This is a genomic window from Arthrobacter sp. V1I9 (genome assembly GCF_030817075.1).
Classification (GTDB): Bacteria; Actinomycetota; Actinomycetes; order Actinomycetales; family Micrococcaceae; genus Arthrobacter.
Genome location: NZ_JAUSYU010000001.1, coordinates 3502718 through 3520128, shown reverse-complemented (window position 1 = coordinate 3520128; position 17411 = coordinate 3502718). Strand labels below are relative to the sequence as shown.

Below are 17411 nucleotides of genomic sequence, written 5' to 3'. Positions count from 1 at the left end.
GAACCTAGATGCCTGGCCGTTCCCGGTTGAATGTCAGCTGTTCGAGGAGCGCCCGCTCCGGCCTGCCCGGATTCCTGGCGACGCAGCGGCGCAGCCTCGCCCTGACCAGCTCCTCGGCCGGTTCCTCCCTGCAGAGCACTTCGTCGATGATCTCCTGGGCCTGCCACCGAAGCGACTCGAGGGCGAGCTGACGAATTTCGGGCGGCGTATCGCTGGACATCCATGAATCCGGGTCCGAGAGCACGCTTTGGAACATCCGCTTTGCTGACATTGGGGCCTCCTTGCACCAGTCCGAAGGGGCCCTTGAACGACCTCCGCGGCGTCGTAGACACTGCGATAGAAGCAACAGTACAGTGGGCAGACCGGTCTGTCTTTACCTAGCCGCGGTAAACTGGGAATGCCATGAAGTCAGAAGCGGAATTCCCACAGGCTGCGGTAGACCTCGAACCTTCAGCCACGCTTTCCGCGGCGGCTCCTTCACCCATGGTGGCCGAAGCTCCCGCCCCGGAGAGCGCCACCGCGAAGTCCGTTTCCAGGATTATGGCCGTTGCCTATGAACTTTTCTCCCAGCGGGGCGTGCGTGATGTTGGCGTCAACGAGCTGATTGAACGGTCCGGGGTAGCCAAGGCGACCTTCTACCGACACTTCCCGTCCAAGGACTCCTTGGTCCTTGCCTTCCTCGAACAGCGGGACAAGCAGTGGACAGTTGACGCCATCGTCTCCGAAGCTCGCCGCCGAGGGGAAACGCCCACCGAGCAGTTGCTGGCCATCTTTGACGTCTTCGGGGACTGGTTCCTGCGGGAGGATTTCGAAGCCTGTTCCTTCATCAATGTCCTGCTGGAGATGGGCCCGGTCCATCCGCTGGGCCAGGCCAGCATCGATTACCTCGCCAGGATTCGCGGACATGTGCAGGCCCTTGCTGAAGAAGCCGGGCTCCAGCGGCCGGAAGAGTTCGCCCGGTCCTGGCACATCCTGATGAAGGGGTCCATCATCTCTGCCACCGAGGGTGACATGCTCGCGGCCAAGCGGGCTCAGCAGATGGCCGGCTGGCTGATCGAGCACCACCGGAGCTAGTCAACGAACGGCGCGCCGCCCGTTCATCACCTCCTTGATCAGCAGAAGCTGACGTTCTACGTCATTCAAGTCGGGATCAAGTCCCAAGCGATCGTCCAAAGCTTCTTTGCGCGAAAGAGCGTCTCAGCCGGATAAGTACTCTACGAAGACCTCTTCAATGGAACTGCGTTCCGGGGCGGGCAGGAGGCCGGGTGGCCAGTGGGGTGGTTCCCAGTTGTGGTGTTCGCTTTGGTAGTGGGCGGCCGGTGGGTGAGGTCCAGCCGGGTGGTTCGTTTGGGGTGGCTGGGGTGGGTGTCCAGCGGCTGTTGTGTTTGAGGCGGTGATGTTTTGGGCAGAGTTGTGCCAGGTTGCTGATTCCGGTGGTTCCGCCGTGCTGCCAGGGTTGGAGGTGGTCGGTTTCGTTGTCGGGGGTGCGGTTGTTGCAGCCGGGGAAGGTGCATTTTCCGTCGCGCAGGCGCAGTGCGTGCTTCATGGCTTTGGTGAGCCGGTATTTTGTGCGTCCGATTTCCAGTGGTGCGCCGTCGCGGGGGTCCACGAGGACGCGGTGGAAGGATGTGGCACCGTCGGTGAGGAGTTTGCGTGCCATGGAGGCGGGGATGGGGCCGTGCCCGTCGAGGACGGCTGGTTCGTCGGTGAGTCCGAGGAGTGCGAACACCGGGACGGTCACGAGCACCGTTGTGTTCGGGACCGGGACTTTGGCGACATCCGCGTACCCGCTGTTGCCGCCGTTGTCGGCGGAGCCTGTGGTGGCGTCGGTGCCTCCGCTGTTGCCGGCGGAGCCTGTGGCGTCTTCGGTCCCCCCGTATCCGGCGTCCCAGTACTCGTCGTCCCCGTATTGGTCGTCCTGGTACTCGATGGGGCCGGTGCCGGTGCCGGTGGCCGTGGCGTTGCTGTCGGTGATTGCCAGGGCGGCTCGTCCGATCGCGTCCGCGGAGCCGTCCTGGGAGCCGTCCTCGGAACCGTCCGCGGGGCCCTCGTCGGGGGTGTGCGGGCTGGTGTGTTCGTCGAGGCTGAGTGTGGTTCCTGCGCTGAGGAGGAGGCTGGTGAGGATGTCGGGCCGGAGTTGGGTGAGGTTTCGGGGTTCGTTCGGGCTTTGGGCGCCTCGGGCGAGGGCGGTGATCTTGTTCCAGATCGCGGATGCCTGGTGGGCGGGCAGGTAGGCGGAGAACCAGGCCATGCCGTTACGGTCGGGGCTGTATTCGACGCGGCGGTCGGCCGCGCTTTTGGCGTGCCGCTTTTCGATGGATTCGGGGTGGTGGCGTTCGCGCCAGGACCGTACTCTGGCCCGGAACCGGGAGGGCACCAGTTTCCCGGCGGCGGCTCCGCGGGCCGGGTGGGGTGCGTCCGGGTCGAGGAAATGCGCTACCAGGGCGTTGGCGCCGGCGGGGGTGAGGCCTTCTGTTTCGTCGGCGATGATTTTCGCGTGTTGCCAGGAGATGGTTCCGGAGGACAGTGCCGCCAGGGCCAGCGGGAGGGAGCAGAGTTGGCGGGACTGGGTGATGAACGCTCCGGCTGCGGGTCCGCTGATGGTCAGGACGCCGGCGGTTTCCTCGATCGCTGACATCTCGTTGTAGGTTCGTTCGTGCGCGGGCGCGTCCGGTGGGGTCATCGCTTGTTGCAGTTCGAAGGCTTCGGCTGCGTCGCGTGCCTTGAGCCCAGCTATCTGCGCTTCGAGCTTGGACAGCAGCCCCAACCGGTCCAAACGGACCTCGTACGCGCGCTGGAGCGCGTCAACCCCGCCACCGGCAGCAGCGGTAGTGGCCAGGGCGGCATCCTTGAGAAACAGGGCCCCCACGCCGGCAACAGAGGCATGAATGCCCTCCATCACTGCCACTGCGCCCTCGCCGTTTCCCATACCAACATCATCCATCGAGGCACTGACATTCTGAGTGGGAGCGCTTTCCGGCGCAACTGGCACGGCAGGCAGGATCGCCTCCTCACCAATGTCCACACCTGACCGGCCTTGCTCCATGGGTACATGCTCCACCGAGGCAATGACAATCCTCCGTGCCTGCGGGCTTTGCCGGTGGTGGGGGGAGAACAAGAAGTTGCCGCCTGCCGTCACACCTATGCCACACCCGCCACGCCGGCCTTGCCACCGCCCGCCACGCACCTGGCGCCCTTCCGCCGTCGTAATTCTGCGCCGCGCACACCCTACGCCCAGCTTGAGAAAAAATACTCAGCTTGCTTATTACTTTCCGACTTCCTAGGCTGGAAGCTGTCAGGCAAACAACTCTCGAAGCGGAAAATTTACGCCCTGATTCGGACGCTGAAACCCGCTTCAGGCGAGGAGGAAGAATGTCAGAACACAGCATCGCAGGCAAGAAGGTTGCATTCCTTTTGACCGACGGCGTGGAGCAGATTGAGCTCACCAGCCCGTGGCAGGCAGTCAAGGACGCCGGCGGCCAGCCCACCCTGGTTGCCCTGAAAAGCGGCAAGCTGCAGGGATTCGAGGGAACTGAGAAGGGCGACACGTTCGACGTCGACCTGACGGTCGCAGAGGCGAACGCCTCGGACTTCGACGCACTGGTGCTCCCCGGTGGCGTTGTCAACGCAGACCACCTCCGCGTGGACAAGGACGCCCAGAGCTTCACCAGGAGCTTCTTCGAACAACACAAGCCGGTGGCCTCCATCTGCCACGGACCGTGGCTGCTCATTGAAGCGGGAGTGGTGCGCGGGCGGAACCTCACCTCCTACCACACGCTCCAGACGGACCTGCAGAATGCCGGCGCCAACTGGCCCCCCCCCCCCCCCCCCCCCCCCCCCCCCCCCCCCCCCCCCCCCCCCCCCCCCCCCCCCCCCCCCCCCCCCCCCCCCCCCCCCCCCCCCCCCCCCCCCCCCCCCCCCCCCCCCCCCCCCCCCCCCCCCCCCCCCCCCCCCCCCCCCCCCCCCCCCCCCCCCCCCCCCCCCCCCCCCCCCCCCCCCCCCCCCCCCCCCCCCCCCCCCCCCCCCCCCCCCCCCCCCCCCCCCCCCCCCCCCCCCCCCCCCCCCCGCCCCCCCCCCCCCCCCCCCCCCCCCCCCCCCCCCCCACCGACGAGGAAGTGGTGGTGGACCAGGGGCTGGTCACCAGCCGCAACCCGGATGACCTCCCGGCCTTCAATAACAAACTGGTTGAAGAAATTTCGGAGGGTCAGCACGCCGGCCAAACGGCCTAGACGGTCCAGCGGAGGCAGCCTCGGCAGCCCCTCCCGACCCCCACTGTTCCCTCAGGGTTAAAGAAAAATCCCGCTCGGAGGAATTACTCCAAGCGGTAGAGTGTTGGAGTCTGCAGCGGCCTTGACCGCGCACCACTCACTTCCACAACTCCCTGAGGGAACACGCATGTCTACCGAAGTCTCTCCGAACGCCAGCGGCCAGTCCGTGCAAGCTCCCGGAACCACGCCCGCCGCGCCGGAGAAGATGTCCCGCGAATCGGTCACCGTCATCAGCACGCTGCTGGTGGCGACGTTTGTGGTGATCCTCAATGAGACCATCATGAACGTCGCCCTGCAGCGGCTCATGGTGGAACTCCAGGTGGACGCGCCCACGGTCCAGTGGCTCTCCACCGGATTTATGCTCACCATGGCAATCGTCATCCCCACCACTGGGTTCATCCTGCAGAGCCTGTCCACCCGTGCCGTGTTTATGCTGGCGATGGGGCTTTTTGCCGGCGGTACTGCACTTGCTGCCGTGGCTCCCGGGTTCGAAATCCTGTTGCTGGCCCGCATCGTCCAGGCCGCCGGCACTGCCATCATGCTGCCCTTGCTGATGACCACTATTCTGACGCTGGTCCCGTTGGCCAAGCGCGGCGCCGTGATGGGCAACGTCAGCATCGCCATCTCGGTGGCGCCGGCCATGGGCCCCACGGTTTCCGGGCTGATCCTGGAGCACTTCACGTGGCGCTTTATGTTTGTGTTCGTCCTCCCGGTGGCACTCGCAGCGCTGGCCATCGGCGCGAAGTACCTGACCAACATCGGCGAAGCGGAAAAGACAAAGCTTGACGCCCTCTCGGTAGTCCTCACCGTCCCGGCGTTCGGCGGCCTGGTCTACGGCCTGAGCCAGATCGGCGGCGGCCACGGCGGCCAGGCCGGCCCCGGCGCCACTGCCATCACCGCGCTGGTTATTGGCGTTGCCGGCCTCACGGCTTTCGTCCTTCGCCAGCTGCGGCTGCAGAAAGCCGAAGCCCCGCTGCTGGACCTGCGCGCGTTCAACTTCCGCATGTTCACGGTTTCGGTCCTGCTGATGGTGGTGGCCATGATGGCGCTGTTCGGCGGCGTCATCCTGCTGCCCCTCTACCTGCAGGAAGTCCGCGGCTTGGGCTCACTGGAGACCGGCCTGGCGCTCCTCCCCGGCGGCCTGGCGATGGGCCTTCTGGGGCCGGTCATCGGCCGGCTGTTCGACAAGGTAGGGCCACTGCCGCTCACCGTCACCGGTTCCATCCTGATGGTGGTGGCCCTGTGGCAGTTCTCACTGCTCGACGCCGGCACCTCCATCGCATGGATCGTCACCCTGCACGTGGGGCTGAGTTTCGGCCTGGCGCTGCTCTTCACGCCAGCGTTCACCACGGGCCTGAACCCGCTTCCGCCGCACCTCTACTCGCATGGATCCGCGATCATGAGCACCACCCAGCAGGTTGCCGGCGCCGCGGGCACCGCCCTGCTGGTGTCCATCTTCGCGGTGGTTTCCGCGACGTCGGGCCTCGTCGCGGGGATGAGCGCCGCCTTCCTGACGGCGACCGTCATAGCCCTCGCCGCCGTCGTACTTTCAGCGATGATGCGCAAGACCGAAGGTGCCGGCCCGGGCCACGGCGCGGGGCACTAAGCTAAGCCCGCGCTGGCCTCCGCCACCGAGCCGGTCGAATCACGCGTGGGTTCGGCCGGCTCAGTCACATGTCAGCCGGCGTAGAAGTCCGCGAGCTCCTTGATGAGCCGGTCCGGTGCCTTGATAACGCCGTCGTGCCCGAAGCCGGGCAGGATGGTGTAACTGGAGCCGGAGAGGACATCGTGGATCTGGCCGCAGGCCACCCCGAAGTACGCCGGGCTCTTTTCGCCCACCACAATCAGGGTTTCCAGCGGCAGTTCCAGGAACGGCTCCGCCGGCATGTCCGCCGCGATGATCGCCTTGATTTCCCGGACACCGGTCCTCATCAGCTCGCGCTGCTGCTTGCCCTCTGACGTGCCGGCCGTGAGTTTGTTGGCAAGGGTCAGCATGGAAAGCGGCATGCGGGACGAGAAGGCGCCGCCTGCCTCGAGGCCGCGCTGGAGGACTGCCAGGGCACGGTCATCATCCCCGGCAGCTGCGGCGCGTTCGTACTCGGCGGTCCAGTCGGCCTTCACGCTGTGGTTCACGGAGACGGCGGGGTCGTAGACAGCGAGCCGTTCAACGGGGAGCGTGCGGGCGGCGTGGAGGGCAACGGCCCCGCCAAAACTGTGCCCGAACACGTCCGTGCTGGCCGTGTGTTTCATAACGGCGGCCAGATCGCGGATGTCCACGTCGAGGGTGTAATCCTCCGGCTGGGGGGATGAGGATCCGCGGCCCCGCCGGTTGAACGTGTGGACCGGGCGGCCCAGCGCTGCGCTGAGCTTTTGCGCGAACTTTGTGTAGTCCGCCGCAGTCACCAGTGAGGGCGGGACAATAACCACGCCTGAACCGGCGGAAGCAAGATCCGCCCCGGTGGAAAAGAGCTCCAGAGTGCCGCCGTCGGGGGTCCTGATGTTCTCACGCGTCATGTTCCGAGCCTAGCCGAGCAACCTGAATGCGGGCACCATGACGCCGCCCGCGGCCGAGGCCGCACACAAACTGTCAGCCGAGGTTCTTGATGAGCACCGCGCTTTGCTCGCGGATGGAAGGCAGCTCGGGGCCGAGCCCGCAGAGGATGAGTCCGGCATCGGCTGCCTGCAGCGGCGAGCTGGAGGTGGCCATCCCGTCTGCCCGGAGGTTGATCAGGGATTCGACGAGGCGGAAGGAGAGGTCGCCCGGCCTGGCGCCCAAAGGGAATGCCGGGTCGGCTGGGGACAGTGCCGCTCCCAGCTCCCCGTACAGGTTCCGCAGCTCCTGCCGGTCTGCAAGGAAACGGGCGAAGCGCGCACTGCGGGCCTCGGGCAGGTGGTAGAGGACACCGAGGTTCCAGCGGGCGCTGCAAAGTTGCGTTCCGTCGTAAAGCGCGACGGCGTGGAGCCGGCTCCCATCCTGGCCTTCAGCCGGCGGCAGAGCCGCCACCGAGCGGGCGAACTTCAGCCCAGCCAGAACCGTGCCCTGAAGCAGGTCCTCGAGGATGTCGTCCTTGGTTTTGAAGTGGTGATAGAGCGATGACTGCCTGATTCCCACGGCATCGGCAATGGAGCGCGTGGAGGTGTTAGCGAACCCCTGGGTGGTAAAAAGCTCGGCCGCTGCGTCCAGGATTTCCTCACGGGCGGTGGCCCCGGGCCTGGAGGGCTGCTGGCTGCGGGGTCTCCCTGGTCCGGCTGAAGTCACCGCATCATTCTTGCACTCTCCTCTGCGCCGTTTGTGCGCGCGTCTGGACGGTGAGGGTACGGAAATAAAGCGGAAACAAGATGTCCATGTGCCTTTTACAGAGGCGAAACGGTTTGGGGACATCGCGCTGGAAAACTATCACTTGACCGGTATTCCGCAGCCATCGGCCGAGTGCTGCATTTGCCGGGAAGGCTCCATTCCAATGCCGTTCCAGCCCCCGGAGAATCCGATGACTTCAACCGTTCTTCCCACCGTCCATGCGGACGATGCGGACCTGACGTCCCTTGGCTACGAGCCCACCCTTCACCGGAAGCTCGGCCGCTACGCTTCCTTCGCCGCCGGGTTTTCGTTCGTATCCATCCTCACCACTATCTTCCAGCTGTTCGCCTTCGGCTACTCGTTCGCCGGCCCGGCCTTCTTCTGGACCTGGCCGGTAGTGCTGGTGGGCCAGCTGCTCGTTGCCTTGAACTTCGCGGAACTCGCCGCCCGCTACCCGCTTTCCGGAGCCGTGTACCAGTGGGCACGGCGGGTTGGGGGAGAGGGCGTGGGCTGGTTCGCAGGATGGTTCATGGCCATCGCCCAGGTGGTCACCGCAGCGGCCGCCGCCATCGCCCTGCAGGTGGTGCTGCCCCAGCTGTGGGACGGCTTCCAGGTAGTGGGCGGCGATCCGGCCCTTAACACCGTGACCGGAGCCGCCAACGCAGTGATCCTCGGTGCCGCGCTCCTGGTGGCCACCACCATCATCAACTCGCTCGGCGTCAAACTGATGTCCCACGTCAACTCCGTCGGCGTCACCTGCGAGATCGTCGGCGTTGTGGCCGTCATCCTTGCACTCATCAGCGCTGCCCAGCGCGGGCCGGACGTCGTGGCCGATACCACCGTGCTGCAGGGCTCGGACCTCGGCGCAGTGGGAGCCTTCCTGGTTTCGGGCCTGATGGCCGCCTACGTCATGGTGGGCTTCAACTCCGCCGGCGAGCTTTCCGAAGAGACCAAGGATCCGCGCAGGACAGCCCCGCGGACCATCCTTTCCGCCTTGCTGATCTCCGGCGTCGGCGGCGCACTGATGATCATCACCCGCACTGATGGCCGCGCCCAGCCTCGACGACGGCCGGCTCGCCACCGAAGGCCTGCCCTACGTCCTCACCGCAGTCCTGGGCACCTTCTGGGGCAAAGTGCTGCTGGTGGACGTGGCCATCGCCATCTTTGTTTGCACCCTGGCCATCCAGACAGCCGGGTCCCGCCTGGTCTTTTCCATGGCCCGCGACGGCAAACTTCCCGCTTCGGGGCTGCTGTCCTCCGTCCACCCCACCCGAGGGACGCCCATGTGGCCCTCGATCGTCATCGGCGCCCTGGCAGTTGGCGTGCTTGCGATCAACGTGGGCAACGCGGCCCTGTTCACCACCCTGACCAGCGTCTGCATCGTGATGGTCTACCTCGCCTACCTGCTGGTCACCGTGCCGCAGCTCCTCAACCGGCTGCGGGGGGAGTGGGACCGGGTGGGCCAGGCGCTGCCGGCAGGACTCTTCTCGCTCGGACGGTGGGGGTTGCCCGTCAACCTCCTGGCTGTCCTGTACGGGGCGCTGATGGTGGTCAACCTCGCCTGGCCCCGGCCCGAGGTTTACGACCCCTCGGGCGGTAACGGGATCCTCCTTTACTCCGCACCGCTCATGGTGACAGTGGTCCTGCTATTGGGGCTCTGGGTCCGCCGCCGCAACATGGCGGCCAACGCCTGAGCGGCACAAAGCTTCCACAGCATCACCCTTCAATACAAACCGAGCTTCAGAACCAACACAGGATCGACATGACACAAGTAACCGAAAGTCCAGCAACAGCCGGCACCGCCACTACGGCAGGCGCCCGGGCGCACGCCAGGGAACAGCACGGCCGGACAGTGGACACCATGCGTTTCGTGCCCGCGGCGTCCGCCCCGGCCCGGCTCACGGCCGGCCTGCCTGAAGAGGCAACCGCCAACCTCACCTGGGCGGAATCCCTCGCCTTCGGCCGCTACACCACCCTCATCCTGGCCCGCGGCACCAGGATCAGGCTTACGGACGCCGCCGGTGATGCCTGCGTCCACGCCCTCCTTTACCGCGCCGGAGCCCTGCACGAGCGACTCAACATCGCGGACACCGTCAAGGTGCCCTGGCAGGCCTACCCTGCCGCCGGCCATCCGCTCGTTTCCGACGCCGGCCGCCTGATGGCCACGATCGTCACCGATTCTTCCTCCCGGCATGACGCCCTGACCGGCGCCACCACACTGGAAGGAAATACGGCAAGGTACGGTGCCGGCACTGCCCACAGCGCGTCACCCGCCGCCCGGGAACTGCTCACGCTCGGAGCCCTCAAAAGCGGGCTGGGGCCGCGTGACGTGGCGCCGTCGCTGTCCCTGTTCAAGGGCATCAACGTGGACCCAGCCGGCAGCATCACCTTCACCGGAAGCGCCGGGCCGGGCGCCGCCGTCGAACTTCTCCTCCAGATGGATGCCGTGCTGGTCCTGTCCAACACCGCCCACCCGCTCGACCCCCGAGCCAACTTCACCGGCACCGCCGTGGACATTGTCGCCTGGCACGCGCCGCAGGACCTGGCAGCACTCGAAGCGGGCACGCTCACCGGCCCCCTGGCTCCCGAACACCTGCAGGCACTGCACAACACCGAACACGACCTGACCGCAAGGAACACCCGATGAACACCGCCACCTCCACCGATTCCATCGCGGACGCACGCGACATTGCACTGACACCCGGAGACGTAGTCCTTGACGAGTTCGTCGAAGCCCGCGGCCCCTGGTCCGCCGTGGTGGCGGCCGGAGAAGTGCTGACCATCGTGGACCTCGAAGGCAACCAGGCCGTGGACTGCCTGCTGTACGCGGCGGGCGACACCACCGTGCGCTACTCCGCGCCGGTCACCATCGCCCGGCAGCAGTCCATCGTCCTCACCGCAGGTTCCGTTCTTCGTGCGGAAACCGGGGTCCCCCTGATGACCGTGGTGGCCGATGAAGTGGGTGTGCACGACACCATCGGCGGTGCGTGCTCGCAGGAATCCAACACCCTCCGCTACGGGCAGCACACCCGGGAACAGCACGCCTGCGTGGAGAACTTCCTGATCGAAGGCTCACGCTGGGGCCTCGGAAAACGCGACCTGGTCTCCAACATCAACTGGTTCATGAACGTGCCCGTGGACCCGGACGGCGCCCTGGGAATTGTGGACGGCCTGTCCGCTCCCGGAAAGCGCATTGCACTCCGGGCAGAGGTGGACACCCTGGTGCTCGTCTCCAACTGCCCGCAGATCAACAACCCGTGCAACGGCTTCAACCCCACCCCTGTCCGCATGATCGTCACCCGGCCGGAGGCTGCCAAGTGAGTACTTTCGACACCCTCCTGATCGCCAACCGCGGCGAGATCGCCTGCCGCATCATCGAGTCGGCTAAAAAGCTCGGCCTGCGCACTGTCGCCGTGTTCTCCGAAGCGGACCGGGGCGCCAAGCACGTCCGGCTGGCCGATGAGGCAGTGCTTCTGGGACCGGCTCCGGCGAAGGAGTCCTACCTCCGGGTGGATGCCCTCCTGGAAGCTGCCAGGTCCACCGGCGCCGGTGCCATCCACCCCGGCTACGGGTTCCTGTCCGAGGACGCCGCCTTCGCCGACGCCGTTGAGGCCGCGGGGCTTGTTTTTGTGGGCCCCACCGCCGAGCAGCTGCGCATCTTCGGTACAAAGCACACAGCGCGCGACGCCGCCCGGGCGGCCGGGGTGCCGATGATCGCCGGTTCCGGGCTGCTTGAGGACGTGGACGCCGCCGTCGCCGCCAGCGCCGTGATTGGTTTCCCGCTGATGCTCAAAGCCACCGGCGGTGGTGGCGGCATCGGCATGACGGTCTGCCGCACCGAGGCCGAACTCGTGGACAGCTTCCCCCGCGTTGCCCGCCTGGCCGGCGCCAGCTTCGGCACCGCCGGCGTCTTCGCCGAGCGGTACGTCGAAAACGCCCGCCACGTCGAGGTCCAGATCTTCGGCGACGGCGAAGGCCGGGTCGTCAGCCTCGGCGACCGCGACTGCTCCCTCCAGCGCCGCCACCAGAAGGTCGTGGAAGAGGCACCCGCTCCGGACCTGCCGGAGGAACTGCGCGAAGAACTGCACCGCAGCTCCCGTACACTCTGCGCCTCCCTGAACTACCGCTCCGCCGGAACCGTCGAGTTCGTCTACGACTCCGCCCGCCGCGAGGCATCCTTCCTCGAGGTCAACGCCCGGCTCCAGGTGGAACACCCCGTTACCGAGGCCGTCACCGGCGTGGATCTGGTGGAGTGGATGCTCCGCCTGGCCCAGGGCGGAACCCAAGCCGCGACGGTCCTCGCCGGAGTTCCCGACAGCCTCCCGGTTTCCGGCCACGCTGTGGAGGCACGGGTTTACGCCGAGGACCCCGCCCGCGGTTTCCAGCCCAGCGCCGGGACCGTCACCAACGCGGTCTACCCCGCCACGGAGGACGTCCGCGTGGACGCCTGGGCCGAAACCGGAACCGAAGTTTCCACCAATTACGATCCCCTCCTGGGCAAGATCATCACCTTCGGCGCCAACCGCACCGAAGCCCTCGACCGGCTGGCCGCCGCGCTCGCCGGCACCCGGATCGACGGGATCGAGACCAACCTCGGGATGCTCCGCGCCGCCACCGGGCTGGATGAGGTCCGCAGCGTCCGGCACTCCACCAGCACCCTGGACAACGTGGGCGACCCCGAGCCGCGCATCACCGTGGACCGTCCCGGCCTGCAGACAAGCGTCCAGGACTGGCCCGGCCGGACCGGCCTGTGGCAGATCGGTGTACCGCCGAGCGGACCCATGGACGACCTGTCCTTCCGGCTCGGCAACACCGCCCTCGGCAACCCTGAAGACGCCCCCGGCCTGGAATTCACCATGACAGGCCCCAGCCTGACCTTCACCCACCCCACCACCGTCTGCGTCACCGGCGCGGAGGTAACCGTGACGGTCGACGGGACGGAAGCGGCCAGCTGGACTCCCGTCACCGTCCCCGCGGGAGGAACGCTCGACGTCGGCACTGCACAAGGCAACGGGCTTCGCGGCTACATCCTGTTCCAGGGCGGCCTGAACATCCCGCAGTACCTGGGCAGCGCCTCCACCTTCACCCTCGGCCAGTTCGGCGGCCACGCGGGCCGGGTCCTCCGCGCCGGCGACGTTCTCCGTGCCGTGACCCCGGTTGCGGGTACCACCGAAGCCGGCGGGAAGTCAGGCGTGGAAGCACTGCCGGCTGCAGTGCCTTTGGACAGCCGGCCTGCCCTGACCTCCACGTGGGAACTGAGTGTGGCGGAAGGGCCGCACGGTGCCCCGGAATTCTTCCAGCGCGAAGACATCGAGGAGCTTTACGCGTCCGAGTACGAAGTCCACTTCAACTCCGCCCGCACCGGCGTCCGGCTGATCGGCCCCAAGCCCCGCTGGGCGCGGACCGACGGCGGCGAGGCCGGCCTGCACCCGTCCAACATCCATGACACCGCGTACTCCGTTGGCGCCCTGGACTTCACGGGTGACACGCCCATCCTGCTCGGTCCCGACGGGCCCAGCCTGGGCGGCTTCGTCTGCCCCGTCACGGTGGTGACGGCTGACCGCTGGAAGCTCGGCCAGCTTCGGCCAGGGGACAAGGTCCGGTTCATTCCCATCCGGGTCAGCCAAGCGCCGTCGGCCAGGGATCTTGGACCCGGCCGCCAGCTGGTGCTGCCGGGCGACGCCGGATGGTCCGGTGACATCTCGACGGCCACCGCGGCAGCGGCGTCTGCACCGGCGCTGGCAGCGACATCCGCCGTTCGCGCTGCGAGGGGAGATTGCGACGACGGCGTGCTGGGCCGGGTGCCGGAAGGCGCCGGAAGGCCCGCGGTTACTTACCGCCGGTCGGGCGATGACAACCTGCTGGTGGAATACGGCGAGATGGTGCTGGACCTCGGGCTCCGCGCCAAGGTGCACGCCCTGCACCAGCACATTGAACAGCTCCGGGTGCCGGGAATCGTGGACCTCACCCCGGGCATCCGCTCCCTGCAGATCAAGGTGGATCCGTCGGTTCTGTCCACGAAGCGCCTGCTGGATGTGGTCCAGGAGATCGAAGTGGCGCTGCCGGCAAGTTCAGAGCTGGTGGTTCCAAGCCGCACCGTCAGGCTGCCGCTGTCCTGGGACGACCCAGCCACCCGTGAAGCGATCGAGCGCTACATGGCAGGTGTCCGAGACGACGCTCCGTGGTGCCCCTGGAACATCGAATTCATCCGCCGGATCAACGGGTTGGACTCGGTGAACGACGTGTTCGATACCGTCTTCAACGCCGAGTACCTGGTCCTGGGACTGGGCGACGTTTACCTGGGCGCCCCGGTAGCCACGCCGCTCGATCCGCGCCACCGGCTGGTCACCACCAAGTACAACCCGGCCCGCACCTGGACGCCGGAGAACGCGGTGGGCATCGGTGGCGCGTACATGTGCATTTACGGCATGGAAGGACCAGGCGGCTACCAGTTCGTTGGCCGTACCACGCAGGTATGGTCGCGCTACGCGGACTCCGCCCCGTTTGAGCCGGGTTCGCCGTGGCTGCTCCGCTTCTTTGACCGCATCTCCTGGTACCCCGTCAGCCCCGAGGAACTCCTGGACCTGCGCGCGGACATGGCCGCCGGAAGGGGCCGCGGAGTCGAGATTGAGGACGGCACGTTCTCGTTGGCCGAGCACGAGGTGTTCCTTGAGGACAACCGCGAATCCATCACGGCCTTCCGCGAAAAGCAGGGTGCGGCGTTCGCAGTGGAGCGGCAGGCATGGGCCGACGCCGGAGAGTTTGACCGCGCCGAAGCGCTTGCCGCCGTCGTGTCACCGGTGGTGGACGAGGTGGCGGTGCCTGACGGCGGATCGCTCGTGGCTGCGCCCTTCGCCGCGAGCGTGTGGAAAGTCGATGTAAAGGCAGGTGACCGGGTGGTGCAGGGCCAGCCGCTGGTGTCCCTGGAAGCCATGAAGATGGAAACAGTCCTGGAAGCGCCCTGTGACGGCGTGGTGCTGCGGGTCCTGCCCGTCGCCGGCTCGCAGGTTGTGGCCGGCGAAGCGGTGGTGGTGCTCGGCGGTACGGACCCGGAGTTCGAGCCCGCGGCGCCAAGCGCCGAACTGGTATCACAGGAACTGGAAGAGGCATCAGTATGAGAAACGCATCCGCAGGTCCGGCCACCCAGCGGGCCCAGGCTGCCCTCGCCGCCCTGGAAACCATCGACCGCCCGGAAATCTGGATCACCCTCCGCGGGGCGGACGAACTCTTGGCCGAGGCCGCTGCCATTGACACATCCGTCGCGGGCGGCGCTGACCTGCCGCTTGCCGGCCTCCTGCTCGCAGTCAAGAACAACGTGGACGTCGCAGGAATCCCGACGACCGCGGCCTGTCCCGGGTTTGCTTACCTCCCTGAGGAGGACGCGGAAGCGGTGGCACGGCTGCGTGCCGCAGGTGCTTTGGTGCTCGGGGCCACCAACCTGGACCAGTTCGCGACAGGCCTGGTGGGCACCCGGAGTCCGCATGGGGCGGTGCGTGATTCCCGCCGGTCGGACTTCATCTCCGGCGGCTCCAGCTCCGGTTCCGCTGTTGCCGTGGCCTTGGGGCTCGTGGACATCGCCATCGGGACGGACACGGCAGGTTCAGGCCGAGTGCCCGCCGGGCTGCAGGGAATTGTCGGCATCAAGCCCACCCTGCACGTTGTGTCCACCGCAGGGGTGGTGCCGGCCTGCAAGTCCTGGGACGCCGTCACCATCTTCGCCCGCCACCTGTCCACCGCCGAGCTCGCCATGGGCGTGATGGCGGGCGGTGCGCGGGCATGGCCGGCGGACATCCGCCTGGCCGCACCGGAAAAGCCGCGCGTGGCCTACCCGGCATCACTGCCGGCGCTGCCCGAGGCGTGGGCTGCCGAGTTCCACCGGCATGTCGATCGGCTGCAGGCTTCGGGAGTGGAAGCCGAACCCTTCGAATTCGATGTGTTCCTCGACGCTGCCCGGCTGTTGTACGACGGCGCGCTGGTGGCGGAGCGATACGCCGCCGTCGGGAATTTCATCGAAACCGCCGACGGCGGTGCGGGGACGCAGGCGGGCATCGACCCCACCGTGGAGCGCATCATCAAGGCGGCAGGCCAGGTGCCCGCACACCGCTATGTCGCAGACACTGCGACGCTGGAAGACCTGAAGCGCGAGGCGATGGCGCGGCTTGAAGGCTTCGACGCCCTCCTGATCCCCACCGCCCCCTTCCACCCCACACTGGCGGAGGTGGCGGCGGACCCGGTAGGGGTGAACTCCCTGATGGGCACCTACACCAACTTCTGCAACCTGTTTGACCTCTGCGCCGTTGCTGTCCCGGCCGGTGGGGTGGACGGCGCCCAGTTCGGCCTGACGGTGGTGGGCCGGACCTTCGATGACGCTGTTGCCGCTGACATCGCACGCCTGCTCGAGGTAACCCCGGATTCTCCGGCGCTCTTCGCCAGGGGAGCGGCACCGTCAGCCGGGCATGCTGCCGGCCAGTCGTCGTCGGGCCCATGGCCTGTAGTTGCAGGCGCCGTTGCTGTACCCCTGGTAGTGGTGGGCGCGCACCGCAAGGGGCAGCCGCTGGCGCCGCAGCTGGAGGAACTCGGAGCTGCCTGGGACGGCCCCGTGCGGACCGCTGCCCGCTACCGGATGGTGTCCCTCGACACCGTGCCGCCCAAGCCAGGCGTCTACCGCTCGGACGACGGCGGCGCGGAGCTTGTGGGTGAACGGTGGCTGGTATCCGAAGCCGGACTGGGACGGTTCCTGGCTGCGCTCCCCGAACCCATGCTGCTCGGATCGCTGGAGCTGGCGGATGGCTCGAAGGCTGTCGGGTTCGCCTGTGATGCTGTCGCGGCTGCACGCGGGGAAGACATCACGCACTACGGCGACTGGCTGGCTGACCGGAATGAGCCCAGGAGCCTGTGGCAGAACCTGGGGGATGCTGCCCTCGCCGGTTTCAGCCGCGGCACCTAGCCCTTGAAGTATTCGGAAATGTCGGTGACCAGTTCGTTCACGGCAGCGGGGATGGAGCCGTGGAACCCCTTGGGGGAGAGCTCATAGGTGCTGCCGGGAACGGCCGCGTGCAGCCGCTCCGCCGTGGCCTTGTAGTAGGCGGGGCTCTTGCCGCCGGCCATAAAGTGGGTGTTGGGAGGCAGCACGCTGAAATCCCTGGCGTGGTCCGCCTCGTTGTAGGCGGCCCGCAGTTCGCCAACGCCGCTGGGCATCACCTCGCGGAACATCCTGTTGACCTTGGTCCGCGATAACAGTGCCATCAGAGCGGCAAGGACAGGTTCGGGGATCTTCGCCATGGCGGAACCGGGGCTTGTGGCCTTCTTCATGTGCGCAAGGGCGTGGCCCACCTTGCCGCTGTTCACGGCCTCCTCGAAGCCGTCCAGCCAGCCGGTGTCGATGCTGCCGTCGATGTTGACGGCGGCGTCGTACACGACCAGCTTGTCAGGCACATAGGGGGTGCCGGTGAACTCCTGCACTGCGTTGAGGGCCACCGAACCGCCCAGGCTGTGGCCCAGGATGTTCCTGGCACCCGTGCCGTCCAGGACAGTACGGACATCGGCGATCTCGGTGGCCATGCAGTAATCCGCCGGCTGCCCGGAGGAACTTCCGCGGCCGCGGCGGTCGTACACGTCCACCGCCCAGCCCTTGCCCAAACCCTTGGCCAGCGCGACCGAAAACGGACGGTAGATCAGGGCAGTCAGGAACGCTCCGCCGATCAGGAGCACCCGGCGTTCTCCGGACGCATCCTCGGTGCCGTAACTGTATAAGGCCAGGCGGCCGCCGTCGTGCGTTGGAAGTACCTGTTCTCTCACCACCCCATCCTAGGCAGCAGCCCGATCCCGCCCCCGAAGCCGGGCCT

10 protein-coding genes and 3 pseudogenes are annotated in these 17411 nt (G+C 67.2%); 8 read left to right on the top strand and 5 right to left on the bottom strand.

Annotated elements, in window-relative coordinates; all coding sequences use genetic code 11:
• Positions 1-4 precede the first annotated feature (4 nt).
• Positions 5-271, bottom strand: a complete 267-nt coding sequence (locus tag QFZ70_RS16425; RefSeq protein ID WP_307097114.1) for a hypothetical protein — start codon at positions 269-271, stop codon at positions 5-7.
• A gap of 212 nt (positions 272-483) precedes the next feature.
• On the opposite strand from QFZ70_RS16425, the gene QFZ70_RS16420 reads away from it, so the two are divergent.
• A complete protein-coding gene (locus QFZ70_RS16420) occupies positions 484-1074 on the top strand; it encodes a TetR/AcrR family transcriptional regulator (RefSeq protein ID WP_307097915.1) in 591 nt (196 codons plus the stop codon).
• Between the two features lie 123 nt (positions 1075-1197).
• On the opposite strand, the pseudogene QFZ70_RS16415 reads toward QFZ70_RS16420, so the two are convergent.
• A pseudogene (locus QFZ70_RS16415) lies at positions 1198-2929 on the bottom strand (DUF222 domain-containing protein).
• Between the two features lie 443 nt (positions 2930-3372).
• Here QFZ70_RS16415 and QFZ70_RS16410 point away from each other — a divergent pair.
• Positions 3373-3813, top strand: a pseudogene (locus QFZ70_RS16410) (type 1 glutamine amidotransferase domain-containing protein); the annotation flags it as partial.
• Between the two features lie 582 nt (positions 3814-4395).
• The gene (locus tag QFZ70_RS16400) at positions 4396-5874 is read left to right on the top strand and encodes a DHA2 family efflux MFS transporter permease subunit (protein WP_307097112.1); all 1479 of its coding nucleotides are present in this window, start codon (positions 4396-4398) and stop codon (positions 5872-5874) included.
• Positions 5875-5945: 71 nt separating this feature from the next.
• On the opposite strand, the gene QFZ70_RS16395 is transcribed toward QFZ70_RS16400, so the two are convergent.
• Together QFZ70_RS16395 and QFZ70_RS16390 are read right to left on the bottom strand one after the other, a co-directional pair.
• The gene (locus QFZ70_RS16395; RefSeq protein ID WP_307097111.1) at positions 5946-6782 is read right to left on the bottom strand and encodes an alpha/beta fold hydrolase; all 837 of its coding nucleotides are present in this window, start codon (positions 6780-6782) and stop codon (positions 5946-5948) included.
• A 73-nt stretch (positions 6783-6855) separates the two neighbouring features.
• Positions 6856-7527: a TetR/AcrR family transcriptional regulator gene (locus tag QFZ70_RS16390; protein ID WP_307097110.1), complete on the bottom strand. Its 672-nt coding sequence runs from the start codon at positions 7525-7527 to the stop codon at positions 6856-6858.
• 229 nt (positions 7528-7756) lie between these two features.
• Between QFZ70_RS16390 and QFZ70_RS16385 the strand changes: the two are divergent.
• The 5 genes and pseudogenes from QFZ70_RS16385 to atzF all read left to right on the top strand — a co-directional run bounded on the left by QFZ70_RS16385 (position 7757) and on the right by atzF (position 16513).
• Positions 7757-9260: pseudogene (locus QFZ70_RS16385) on the top strand (amino acid permease).
• Between the two features lie 68 nt (positions 9261-9328).
• Positions 9329-10213, top strand: a complete 885-nt coding sequence (locus QFZ70_RS16380) for an urea amidolyase associated protein UAAP1 (protein ID WP_307097108.1) — start codon at positions 9329-9331, stop codon at positions 10211-10213.
• Entirely contained in the window at positions 10210-10887 is a 678-nt protein-coding gene (locus QFZ70_RS16375) for an urea amidolyase associated protein UAAP2 (RefSeq protein ID WP_307097106.1), read from the top strand. Before QFZ70_RS16380 ends, QFZ70_RS16375 begins: the two co-directional genes overlap by 4 nt.
• The gene (gene uca / locus QFZ70_RS16370) at positions 10884-14684 is read left to right on the top strand and encodes an urea carboxylase (protein WP_307097105.1); all 3801 of its coding nucleotides are present in this window, start codon (positions 10884-10886) and stop codon (positions 14682-14684) included. Before QFZ70_RS16375 ends, uca begins: the two co-directional genes overlap by 4 nt.
• Entirely contained in the window at positions 14681-16513 is a 1833-nt protein-coding gene (gene atzF / locus QFZ70_RS16365; protein ID WP_307097103.1) for an allophanate hydrolase, read from the top strand. The genes uca and atzF overlap by 4 nt, the downstream gene beginning before the upstream one ends.
• Here the strand turns inward: atzF and QFZ70_RS16360 are convergent.
• Entirely contained in the window at positions 16510-17364 is an 855-nt protein-coding gene (locus QFZ70_RS16360) for an alpha/beta fold hydrolase (RefSeq protein ID WP_307097101.1), read from the bottom strand. The genes atzF and QFZ70_RS16360 overlap by 4 nt on opposite strands.
• Positions 17365-17411 lie beyond the last annotated feature (47 nt).